Annotated in this window: 8 protein-coding genes and 2 pseudogenes; 7 read left to right on the forward strand and 3 right to left on the reverse strand. The window is 70.9% G+C overall.

Going from position 1 to position 11,894, the window contains the following annotated elements; all coding sequences use genetic code 11:
- From SSQG_RS43195 to SSQG_RS32440, 7 genes and pseudogenes are all read left to right on the forward strand, one after another.
- Positions 1-458 (forward strand): annotated as a pseudogene (locus tag SSQG_RS43195) (SCO3242 family prenyltransferase); the annotation flags it as partial.
- Positions 455-1,426 (forward strand): sugar phosphate isomerase/epimerase family protein, encoded by a 972-nt coding sequence (locus SSQG_RS32415; RefSeq protein ID WP_039934112.1) that lies wholly within the window; start codon positions 455-457, stop codon positions 1,424-1,426. The pseudogene SSQG_RS43195 and the gene SSQG_RS32415, both read left to right, overlap by 4 nt.
- The gene (locus tag SSQG_RS32420) at positions 1,423-2,148 is read left to right on the forward strand and encodes an EboA domain-containing protein (RefSeq protein WP_003994190.1); all 726 of its coding nucleotides are present in this window, start codon (positions 1,423-1,425) and stop codon (positions 2,146-2,148) included. Before SSQG_RS32415 ends, SSQG_RS32420 begins: the two co-directional genes overlap by 4 nt.
- Entirely contained in the window at positions 2,148-3,059 is a 912-nt protein-coding gene (locus SSQG_RS32425; protein ID WP_003994191.1) for a TatD family hydrolase, read from the forward strand. Before SSQG_RS32420 ends, SSQG_RS32425 begins: the two co-directional genes overlap by 1 nt.
- A gap of 3 nt (positions 3,060-3,062) precedes the next feature.
- Entirely contained in the window at positions 3,063-4,232 is a 1,170-nt protein-coding gene (eboE, locus tag SSQG_RS32430) for a metabolite traffic protein EboE (protein WP_003994192.1), read from the forward strand.
- Complete coding sequence (locus SSQG_RS32435) at positions 4,229-5,641, forward strand: nucleotide pyrophosphatase/phosphodiesterase family protein (RefSeq protein WP_003994193.1); 1,413 nt, start codon at positions 4,229-4,231, stop codon at positions 5,639-5,641. Before eboE ends, SSQG_RS32435 begins: the two co-directional genes overlap by 4 nt.
- A gap of 81 nt (positions 5,642-5,722) precedes the next feature.
- Positions 5,723-6,781, forward strand: a complete 1,059-nt coding sequence (locus SSQG_RS32440; protein WP_039934114.1) for a sugar phosphate isomerase/epimerase family protein — start codon at positions 5,723-5,725, stop codon at positions 6,779-6,781.
- 67 nt (positions 6,782-6,848) lie between these two features.
- On the opposite strand, the gene SSQG_RS32445 is transcribed toward SSQG_RS32440, so the two are convergent.
- The 3 genes and pseudogenes from SSQG_RS32445 to SSQG_RS32455 all read right to left on the reverse strand — a co-directional run bounded on the left by SSQG_RS32445 (position 6,849) and on the right by SSQG_RS32455 (position 11,890).
- Positions 6,849-8,240 carry an OFA family MFS transporter gene (locus SSQG_RS32445; protein WP_003994195.1) on the reverse strand — a complete coding sequence of 464 codons (1,392 nt, stop codon included), beginning with the start codon at positions 8,238-8,240 and terminating at the stop codon, positions 6,849-6,851.
- A 1-nt stretch (position 8,241) separates the two neighbouring features.
- Positions 8,242-9,630: an OFA family MFS transporter gene (locus SSQG_RS32450; protein WP_039934116.1), complete on the reverse strand. Its 1,389-nt coding sequence runs from the start codon at positions 9,628-9,630 to the stop codon at positions 8,242-8,244.
- 119 nt (positions 9,631-9,749) lie between these two features.
- Positions 9,750-11,890: pseudogene (locus tag SSQG_RS32455) on the reverse strand (acetate--CoA ligase family protein).
- Positions 11,891-11,894: the final 4 nt, after the last annotated feature.

The following is an 11,894-nucleotide window of genomic DNA, read 5'->3' on the forward strand; positions in this document are numbered from 1 at the left end:
CCCTTCTCGGCACCCACACCCTGGCCGTCACGACCGTCTCCCGCCAGGAAGCCCAGGGCGGCTCACCCCTGGCCCCCTTGGCTGCGCTCGCCACGACCGCCCTGCTGACCCGTGCGGTGACCAACCGCCGTCCACACCACCGAGGGGCAGCCCCCCATGACCTTCCCGGCCCGCGGGCAACTCGGCCTCCAGAGCCCGCGCCCGGCCGGAAACCCGCGGCACACGTCACCACCGTCCTCGCAGCCGCCTACGCCGCCACCACCGCACGGCCCTACTTCCACGCCGCCCTCAACCCCTCACCTCCTCTCACCCAACGAGCCGTCGGCGCCGGCATCCGCGCCACGATCCCCCTCCAGGCCACCCTGGCCGCCCGCTCCAAAGGACCGGCCAGGGCCCTCCTCATCGCGGCCCTGGCACCGCTGGGAGCGAGGTTCGCGAAGAAGGTGAGCGTGACGTGACCCCAGGGACCCCTTCTCTTGCCGCCCACCGGCGTCTGCGCTTCGGCTACGGCACCAACGGTCTCGCCGACCTCCGGCTCGACGACGCGCTCTCCCTCCTCGCCGACCTCGGCTACGACGGCGTCGGACTGACCCTCGACCACATGCACCTCGACCCGCTCGCCCCCGACCTCGCCACCCGTACCCGCGAGGTCGCGCACCGACTGGACGAGCTCGGTCTCGGCGTCACCGTGGAGACGGGCGCCCGCTATGTGCTCGACCCGCGCCGCAAACACGGCCCGTCCCTGCTGGACCCGGACCCCGGTGACCGGGCCCGCCGCGTCGACCTGCTCCTGCGAGCCGTCCGGGTCGCGGCCGACCTCGGCGCGCACGCGGTGCACTGCTTCAGCGGGATCGTCCCGGAGGGCACCGACACCGACACCGCGTGGAAGCGCCTCGCCGAGAGCCTCACGCCCGTCCTGGAGGCCGCCGCGTCCGCCGGCACACCGCTCGCCGTCGAACCCGAACCGGGCCACCTCCTCGCCACCCTGGCCGACTTCCACCACCTCCGCCGCGTCCTCGGCGACCCCGAGCCCCTCGGTCTCACCCTCGACCTCGGCCACTGCCAGTGCCTCGAACCCCTCTCTCCCGCCGACTGTGTGCGCGACGCCGCCCCCTGGCTGCGGCACGTCCAGATCGAGGACATGCGGCGCGGCGTCCACGAGCACCTTCCCTTCGGGGACGGCGAGATCGACTTCCCGCCGGTCCTGGAGGCCCTCGCCACCTCGGGCTACCAGGGCCTGACCGTCGTCGAACTGCCCCGCCACTCCCACGCCGGTCCCCACTACGCCGAGCACTCCCTCCCGTTCCTCCAGCACGCCGAGCGGACCGCGGCCGCCCTGACGCGGTCCCCCGCTCCGGCCCTCCAGCAGGCCGCGCCACCCCACGGCGCTCCCTCCGCCACCCCTGAAGGGAGCAGCACCAGATGACCCACCCCCGCGCCACACCCCCGGCGAGGACGGAGAGCACCACCCACACCGGCCGACCCCGTCCAGGCACCGCCCGCACCCCCTCGCTCACCGATTTCCGCGATCACCTCACCACCCAGCTCGAACCGGCCGCCCGCGCCTGGCTGGAGCACGCCCTCGACGAGGCCACCGCCCACCCCGGCCTCCACGGACCCATCTCCGCGTGGGAACTGCGCCTCGCCGAGGCCGGCCGCCGCTGCGGAGCCGCGCACGCCGACGCCGCACGCGTCCTCATCCTCGACGCGGCCCGCGCCGACACGGACGCCCTCACCCGGGTGTACTTCCAGGGCACCGCCGACGAGCGCCGCGCCGTCCTGCACGCCCTGCCCCACCTCGTGTCCGGCCCCGGCGCCCTCCCGCTCGTCGAGGACGCCCTGCGCACCAACGACACCCGGCTCCTCGGCGTCGCCGTCGGCCCGTACGCGGCCCGGCACCTGGCGCCCCACGACTGGCGTCACGCCGTGCTGAAGTGCCTGTTCACCGGCGTGCCCGTCGACCATGTGGCGGACCTGGACGAACGCTCCCGCGGCGACGGCGAACTCGCCCGCATGCTGGCCGACTACGCCGCCGAACGCACCGCCGCCGGCCGCCCCGTCCCCGAGGACCTGCACCGCGTCCTGGACCTGACCGAGTCCGTACCCCCCGCCCCCGGCACGGACCACCCCCACGGCAAGGAGTCCTGATGCGCATCTTCGACCCCCACATCCACATGACGTCCCGCACCACCGACGACTACGAGGCCATGCACGCCGCCGGCGTCCGCGCCGTCGTCGAACCCTCCTTCTGGCTCGGCCAGCCCCGCACCTCCCCCGCCTCCTTCCGCGACTACTTCGACTCCCTCCTCGGCTGGGAGCCCTTCCGCGCCGCCCAGTACGGCATCTCCCATCACTGCACCATCGCCCTCAACCCCAAGGAGGCGAACGATCCGCGCTGCGCGCCCGTCCTCGACGAACTGCCCCGGTATCTCGTCAAGGACAACGTCGTGGCCGTCGGCGAGATCGGCTACGACTCCATGACCCCCGCCGAGGACACCGCCCTCGCCGCACAGCTCCAGCTCGCCGCCGACCACGGCCTGCCCGCCCTGGTGCACACCCCGCACCGCGACAAGTTCGCCGGTCTGCGCCGCACCCTCGACGTCGTCCGGGAGTCCGCGCTCCCCGCCGAACGCGTCCTGGTCGACCACCTCAACGAGACCACCGTCAAGGAGGCCAAGGACAGCGGCTGCTGGCTGGGTTTCTCCGTCTACCCGGACACCAAGATGGACGAGGAGCGGATGGTGGCGATCCTGCGCGCCTACGGGCCCGAACAGGTCCTGGTCAACTCCGCCGCCGACTGGGGAAAGAGCGACCCGCTCAAGACCCGCAAGGTCGCCGACCTGATGCTGGCCGAGGGCTTCGGCGAGGACGACGTCGACCGGGTGCTGTGGCGCAACCCCGTCGCCTTCTACGGGCTCAGCGGCCGGCTGAACCTGGACGTCACCGGCACGGAGCCCACCCACGAGGGCAACTCCATCCTCCGTGGCGTCCCGAAGGACCCGCACGAGCCGGACCCAGCCTCCGGGGCGCCGGCCCGCGTCCCCGCCACGGAGGCGTGACCCATGCGCTTCCGCCACCCCGACGGCTCTACCGTCCACCTCGCCTACTGCACCAACGTCCACCCCGCGGAAACCCTCGACGGTGTCCTCGCCCAGCTCCGGGACCACTGCGAACCCGTGCGCCGCCGCCTGGGCCGCGACCGGCTCGGCATCGGGCTGTGGCTCGCCAAGGACGCCGCCCACACCCTGCACACCGACCCGTCCGCACTGCGCGGCCTGCGCGGAGAGCTCGACCGGCGCGGCCTCGAGGTCGTCACCCTCAACGGCTTCCCCTATGAGGGCTTCGGTGCCGAGGAGGTCAAGTACCGCGTCTACAAACCGGACTGGGCCGATCCCGAACGCCTCGACCACACCACCGCCCTGGCCCGGGTCCTCGCCGGGCTCCTCCCCGACGACGTCACCGACGGCACCATCTCCACCCTGCCCCTGGCCTGGCGCACCGCCTACGACGAGGAGCGCGCGGAGACGGCCCGCACCGCCCTGCGCACCCTCGCCGAACGCCTCGACGCCATAGAGGAACTGACCGGCCGCTCCATCCGCGTCGGGCTGGAACCGGAACCGGGCTGCGTCGTCGAGACCACCCGCGACGCCATCGCCCCGCTCACCGCGATCGACCACGACCGCATCGGCATCTGCGTCGACACCTGCCACCTCGCCACCTCCTTCGAGGACCCGCACGCGGCCCTGGACGCCCTGACCGCGGCCCGCGTCCCCGTCGTCAAATCCCAGCTCTCCGCCGCACTGCACGCCGAACACCCCCATCTCCCCGAGGTCCGTGAAGCCCTCGCCGCCTTCGCCGAACCCCGCTTCCTGCACCAGACCCGCACCGCCACCGCCGCCGGCCTGCGCGCCACCGATGACCTCGACGAGGCCGTCGCGGGCCACGCCCTGCCGGACGCCGCCCCCTGGCGGGCCCACTTCCACGTCCCCCTGCACGCGGCCCCCGCCGCACCTCTCACCTCCACACTCCCGGTCCTGAAATCCGCACTGACCCGGCTCGTCGGCGGCCCGGCCCCGCTCACCCGCCACCTGGAGGTCGAGACCTACACCTGGCAGGCCCTCCCGCCCGAGCTGCGCCCCAAGGGCCGCGCCCAGCTCGCCGAGGGCATCGCCGCAGAACTCGCCCTCGCCCGCGACCTGCTGACGGACCTCGGCCTGAAGGAGCTGCCATGAGCACCCCTGAGCACCCGGCCCCCGACACTCCAGGCCGCCCCACCCCGCTCCTCGTCCTCGACGTCGTCGGCCTCACCCCCCGTCTCCTCGAGCACATGCCCCATCTCAAGGCGCTCGGCCGGTCCGGCTCCCGCGCCCCGCTGGGTACCGTCCTGCCGGCCGTCACCTGCGCCGCCCAGTCCACGTTCCTCACCGGCACCATGCCCTCGGAGCACGGCATCGTTGGCAACGGCTGGTACTTCCGCGAACTCGGCGACGTCCTGCTGTGGCGCCAGCACAACGGACTCGTGGCCGGCGACAAACTGTGGGTCGCCGCCCGCCGCGTCCACCCCGGCTACACCGTCGCCAACATCTGCTGGTGGTACGCCATGGGCGCGGACACCGACATCACCGTCACCCCCCGCCCCGTCTACTACGCCGACGGCCGCAAGGAACCCGACTGCTACACCAGACCGGCCGCTCTCCACGACGAACTCACCGAGAAACTCGGCACGTTCCCCCTGTTCCACTTCTGGGGCCCCGGAGCGGACCTCGTCTCCAGCCGGTGGATCATCGACGCGACCCGCCACATCATCCGCACCCGGCACCCCGACCTGACGCTCTGCTACCTCCCTCACCTCGACTACGACCTGCAGCGCTTCGGCCCCGACGACCCGCGCTCCCTGAAGGCGGCCGCCGACCTCGACGCCGCCATGGCCCCGCTCCTGAACGACGCCCGCGCCGAGGGCCGCACGGTCGTCGCCCTGTCCGAGTACGGCATCACCCGGGTGAACCGGCCCGTCGACATCAACCGCGCCCTGCGCCGCGCCGGCCTGCTGGAGGTGCACACGCAGGACGGCATGGAGTACCTCGACCCGATGGCGTCCCGTGCCTTCGCGGTCGCCGACCACCAGATCGCCCACGTCTATGTGCGCCGCCCCGAGGACCTGGGCGCCACCCGGGCAGCACTCGACGGCCTGCCCGGCATCGGCCAGCTCCTCGATGACGAGGGCAAGAAGACCCACCATCTCGACCATCCCCGCGCGGGCGAAATCGTCGCCGTGGCGGAACCGGACGCCTGGTTCACGTACTACTACTGGCTCGACGACGCCCACGCGCCCGACTTCGCGCAGCTCGTCGAGATCCACCGCAAACCCGGCTACGACCCGGTCGAGCTCTTCATGGATCCCCTCGATCCCTACGTCAAGGTCAAGGCGGCCACCGCACTGGCGCGCAAGAAACTCGGCATGCGCTACCGCATGGCGGTCGTGCCCCTGGATCCCTCACCTATTCGCGGCAGCCACGGCCGCCTTCCGGAGAGCGACGACGACGGTCCGCTCCTCATCTGCTCCACCCCCCGTGCTGTCGGTGACCGCCTCGCGGCCACCGATGTGAAGTCACTGCTGCTCCGACTCGCCGGTCTCGCCTGAGGCCGTAGCCCTCGGTTCCGACTGGTCACAAGTGAAGCACTCACCACTGACAACGCCCCGCGATCACGAGGAGTTCCCCGCATGAGCCGCTTCTCCCAGCCCGACCCCGAGCTCACCCACCGCCTCAGCAGACGCGGCATGCTCGGCGTGGCCGCCGGAGCCACCGCCGCCGCCCTGCTCGGTGCCGCCGCCCCCGCGAACGCCGCCACCGGCAACGCGTCGGCCGCCACAGCCGCCGCCTCCGGCGCCAAGGGCCGCGGCCGTCCCGTCCTGCCGCCCGGCCGCCTCGGCATCCAGCTCTACAGCCTCCGCGACAAGGTCTCCACCCTCGGCTTCGGCCCCGTCTTCGCGGAACTGGAGAGGTACGGCTACGACGAGGTCGAGTTCGCCGGCTACACCCAGGGCTCCGCGGGCCCCATCACGCTCGCCCAACTCAAGCGCCTGGCACGGAACCACGGCCTGAACCCGATCGGCAGCCACGTCGGCTACTACGCCGACGACCCGAACGCCTACACCTTCGCCCAGAACCTCACCAAGGTCCTCGACGACGCCCAGGCCCTCGGCCTCAAGCACATCGGCACGGCCTCCGGCCCGTTCCGCTACGGCTCGACCGTCGACGCCTGGAAGCGCGCCGCCGACGACTTCAACACCTACGGCGCGGCGGCGAAGGCCCGGGGCATGAAGTTCTACCAGCACAACCATTCCGAGGAGTTCTCCTTCGCCACCGACAACCCCAAGGTCCGCCTCTACGACGTCCTGCTCAAGGAGACCGACCCGGACCTCGTCCACCTGGAGATGGACATCTACTGGGCGTACGTCGGCCAGTTCCGCTTCTCCAAGCGGCCGGACGGCACGCCCGCACCGTTCGAGCCGCTGGACTACGTCCTCAAGCGGCCCGACCGCTATCCGCTGTTCCACGTGAAGGACGGCGTGAGCGACCCGGCGAACCCGTACGGCTACCGCATGACCGACGTCGGCGACGGCGACATCGACTACCAGCGGTTCATCTCCGCGGTGACCCGGCTGCGCGGCCACCGCCTGGCCCACCACTGGCAGGCCGAGCACGACAACCCGGCCGAGTCCTTCACGTTCGCGCGCCGCTCCAGCGCGCACCTGCACTCGCTGCGGGAGAAGTGCTGACCGCTGTCCGGACATGAGGAGGCCCCTCCCCGAACAGGGAGGGGCCTCCTCATGGGTCCCGCGGTCGTCAGCCCGCGGTCCGTGTCCGGGCCGGAGCGCGACCCGGCTGGCGCAGCAGCAGGGCCACCAGAGCGGCGAGCATCGACACGCCACCGGCGAGCGCGTACGCGCCGTTGTAGCCCCAGGCCCCGACCACCATCGAGCCCAGTCCGCCGCCGAACAGACCGCTGATCAGTTTGCCGCTGTAGACCAGCCCGTAGTTGGTGGCGTTGTAGTTCTCCCCGAAATAGTCCGGGGTGAGCGCCGCGAAGAGCGGGTAGAACGCGCCGCCGCCGAAGCCGGACAGGAACGCGAAGAACAGGAACAGCCACTCGCTCTTCAGGCCGCCCGCCCAGATCACACCGAACTGGGCGAGGCCCAGCACGACGATGACGAAGACCAGGGTGGACTTGCGGCCCCACCGGTCGGACAGCCAGCCCACCACACCGCGGCCGACGCCGTTGACCACCGCCATCACGCCCATCGACGACGCCGCCACCAGCGGGCCGAAGCCCACCTCCTTGGCGAAGTCGACCTGGAACGAGATGCCGAAGATCGACACTCCGGCGGTCATCACCACCGAGAGCCACATCAGCGGCAGCATGCCCGTGCGGATGGCCTCCTTCGGGGTGTACTGCCGTACAGCGGGCGGGTTCTTGGCCAGGCTCGCCGCGTTCTCGCGGTCCCCGGAGAAGGACAGCGGGTCGATCTCCGCCGGCCACCAGTTCTTCGGCGGGTCCTTGAAGAAGAACGCGCAGACCACGACCACGATCATGACGTAAGCGCCGATGAGGTCCAGGACGCGATGGTAGTTCGCCGTGTCGAAGCCGTAGTTGAAGATGAAGATGAACGGCAGTGACCCGTACGCGAACCCTCCGTTGACGAACCCCGTGCGGGCGCCGCGCCGCTCCGGGAACCACTTGCCGACCATGTTGATACAGGTGGCGTAGACGAGCCCGGCGCCGATCCCGCCGACCACGCCGAAGCCGAGGATCGCCGGCAGCACGTTGTTCAGGTGCGACAGGGCCAGGAACCCCAGCAGGCACAGGCCCGACCCGATGTACATGGCCGAGCGGGCCGACAGGTGGCCTCTCTCCCGCAGCCAGCCCGCCGGGAAGGCGATGCCGGCCTGGAAGAACACCCAGACGCTGAGGATCCAGAAGGTGTTGCTCTGTGTCCAGCCGTGCGCGTGGGACAGGGTGTCCTCCGCGGAGCCGTACGCGTACTCGAAGACGCTGATGGCCATCATGGCGATCCACGGCAGATACACCATGATCTTGCGGGAGTGGCCGAGGAGGTCCCGGTCGGTCTCGCCGACGCGGTAGACACGGCCGTGGGAGTCGGTCACCTCGCGGTAGCGACGGTGTGCGGCGTCGGCGGGTGAGGGGGCGGTGGGTGCTTCGTACGGATCTGCCGTCATGTCAGGCCGTGTCCTCGCCGAGCGGTTGCGGGTTGGGGGAGATGCGGCGCTTTTCCGTGTCGCGTCCCGGCGGTGTCAGGAACAGCGCCACACAGCCGGCGAAGAGCGAGATGGAGCCCGCCAGGATGAAGGCACCGGAGTGTCCCCAGGCGCTGACGACCACGGCACCCATGCCCGCGCCCAGACCGGAGACGAGCTTGGCGCTGTAGACCATGCCGTAGTTGGAGGCGTTGTTGTTCTCACCGAAGTAGTCGGCGGTGAGCGCCGCGAACATCGGGAAGATGGCGCCGCCGCCGAAGCCGGAGATCGCGGAGAAGATCAGGAACAGGGGCAGGTTCTTGCTGTCCGCCGACCAGAGGATGCCGTACTGGGCGAGGCCCAGGATGACGCACACGGCGAGCAGGCACCGCTTGCGGCCGTAGAGGTCGGAGAGCCAGCCGATGACGCCACGGCCGGTTCCGTTGACGACCGCCTTCAGTGACATGGCCGTCGCCACGATGCCGCCCGCGAACCCGGCCTCCTCGCCGATGTCCACCTGGAAGGCGATACCGAAGATGTTCACGCCGGACGTGCACGCCAGACAGAACCACATCAGGGCCACCCGGCCCGTCTTCCACGCCTCCTTGGGGGAGTACTGGCGGACCGCCGGCGGGTTCATCCGCAGCGAGCGGGCCGCGCGGGGGTCGTTCGGCGGGTTGAGCGGGTCGATCGAGGCGGGCCACCAGTTCTTCGGCGGGTCCTTGAAGAAGTAGCCGGAGCACGCGACGATCCCGGCCAGGAACACACCCACCGAGACCAGCACCCAGCGGAAGTTGGTGAGGTCCATGTAGCCGTTGAAGAGGAAGACGAAGGGCACCGAACCGTAGGCGAAACCGCCGTTGACGAACCCGGTCTTGCCGCCCTTGCGCTCCGGATACCACTTGCCCACCATGTTGACGCAGGTGGCGTACACCATGCCCGCGCCCATACCGCTGAACATGCTGAAGCCGATGTAGGCGAAGACGACGTGCGGCGCGAAGGCCAGCGACAGATAGCCCATCAGCGTGCCCGTCGCGCCGAGCATCATCGCCCAGCGGGCCGGCAGTTTTCCGCTCTCACGCAGTTTGCCCGCGGGGAAGGCCACCGCGGCCTGGAAGAAGACCCAGACGGTCATCATCCAGAAGATGTGCATGCTGTCCCACTGGTGCGCCGTGTGCAGGGTGTCCTCGGCGGACGCGAAGGCGTACTCGGCGGAGGAGATGCCCATCATGCCGACCCAGGGCAGGATCACCATCCACTTGCGTTTGCGCCCCATGATGTCGATGTCGGACTCGCCGACGCGGTAGACGCGTCCGTTCTTGTCGGTCACCTCGCGATACGCGGCGACCCGTGGAACGTCGGTGGTTGTCACGTTGTTGCACCCCTTGCGTCGAAAGATCTGGCCAGCGCCCCCTGTCCCATGCCTTTCGTGCGCGTACGGGCCCCGGGGCCGGCCGACGCGCACCGTCGGCCGGCCCCCGCTCCCTCACCTCATGTACCGCCCCCCAGCACACCCGCCTCCCGCGCCCAGCGGTACTTGGCGCCGAGCACGGCCACCGGCTTCTCGGTCGTGTACGGGTACGCCACGACCCCTCGTTCGAAGAGGTACTGGCAGGCCTCCTCGACCTCCACGTCGCCCGCGAGCGACGCCACCACCGGCTTCTCGATCCCGCGCTCCCGGAACTCGGCCACCACGCGCGCGGTGAGCTCCGCGAAGACCATCGGAGGAGTGACGATGGTGTGCCAGTAGCCGAGGACCAGGGAGTGGATGCGCGGATCCTCCAGGCCCAGCCGGATCGTCGCCTCGTACGTCGACGGTGGCTCGCCCCCGGTGATGTCCACCGGGTTGCCCGCCGCCACTGAGCCTTACCTCACGAGCTCACCCGTCAGCGGCAGGTTCTAGTCTGGTGGGCGCTCGCCGGAGGAGGCGGGCCGCCGTCCGACAGCAGCACCCCGCTGCCACCGGCCCCGGTGATGATCACGACGTTGTCGCCCTTGGGGGCGGGAAGCACCGGCAACGCGCGCGCGTACTCCAGCATGTCGTTGAGCCCCGGCGCCCGGATGACCCCGGCCTGCCGCAGGATGTCGTCGTACACGGCGTCGTCGCCCGCGAGGGCCCCGGTGTGCGAACCGGCCGCCTTCGCGCCCGCCGCCGTACGGCCCGCCTTCAGCACGACCACCGGCTTCTTCGGCACGGTCGCCCGGGCGGCCTCCACGAAGGCACGCCCGTCCTTCAGGTCCTCCAGGTGCATCGCGATGCACTGGGTGTTGGGGTCCTCACCGAACCAGGTCAGCAGGTCGTCCTCGTCCAGGTCCGACTTGTTGCCGAGCCCGACGATCGCCGACACGCCCGTCCTGGTGGTGCGCGCGAAGCCCAGGATGGCCATCCCGATGCCGCCCGACTGCGAGGTCAGCGCCACCCCGCCCTTGACGTCGTACGGGGTGCAGAACGTGGCGCACAGGTCCTGCCAGGTCGAGTAGTAGCCGTAGATGTTCGGTCCCAGCAGCCGCACGCCGTGCCGCTCGGCGATCGTCACGATCTCCGCCTGGAGTTCGTGCTCGCCGGTCTCCGCGAAACCGGAGGGGATCAGCACGGCGTTCGGGATCTTCTTGCGTCCCACCTCCTCCAAGGCGGAGGCCACGAACCTGGCGGGGATCGCGAAGACCGCCACATCCACCTCACCGGGAACGTCCGTGACACTCCTGTACGCCTTGCGGCCCAGAATGTCATCGGCCTTGGGGTTCACCGGGTGGATGTCGCCCGCGAAGCCCCCGTCGACGAGGTTGCGCATCACGGAGTTGCCGATCTTGCCCTGCTCGTTGGACGCGCCGATGACGGCGACCGAGCGCGGCTGCATCAGCCGGCGCATCGACGCGAGGATCTCGTCCCGCGTGTACTTCCTGCGCGGCGTGGGCTGTGACTCGGCGAGGATCACCCGGATGTCGGCCGCGACGGCCCCCTCCGCCGTCGCGATCACCGGGTTGAGGTCCACCTCGGCGATCTCCGGGAAGTCCGCGACGAGTTCCGACACCCGGCGGATCTGCTCGGCCACGGCCCACCGGTCGACGCCCGCCTGGCCGCGCACTCCGCGCAGGATCTCCGCCGACCGGATCGAGTCCAGCATGGACAGCGCCTCGTCGGGCTTCACCGGGGCGAGCCGGAAGGTGACGTCCTTGAGGACCTCGACGAGCACTCCGCCGAGCCCGAAGGCGACCACCTTCCCGAACGTCGGGTCCGTGACCGCCCCGACGATGACCTCCTGCCCCTTCGGCAGCAGCTCCTGCACCTGCACGCCCGAGATGCGGGCGGCGGCGTCGTAGGCGCGGGCGTTGTCGATGATCGTGTGGAACGCGGCCCGTACGTCCGCGGCCCCCTCGACGCCGACGATCACCCCGCCGGCGTCGGTCTTGTGCAGGATGTCCGGCGAGACGATCTTCATCACGACGGGTCCGCCGAAGCGCGCCGCGAACGCCACGGCCTCGTCGACGTCGGTCGCCAGTTCCTCGCCCGGTACGGCGATCCCGTACGCGTCGGCGATCACCTTGCCCTCGGGCGCGGTCAGCGCGGTCCGGCCCTCGGCCCGCACGGAGTCGAGGAGGGACCGCACCCGCAGAATCCGGTCTTCGGCCATCACG

Source organism: Streptomyces viridochromogenes DSM 40736 (assembly GCF_000158955.1).
GTDB lineage: Bacteria > Actinomycetota > Actinomycetes > Streptomycetales > Streptomycetaceae > Streptomyces > Streptomyces venetus.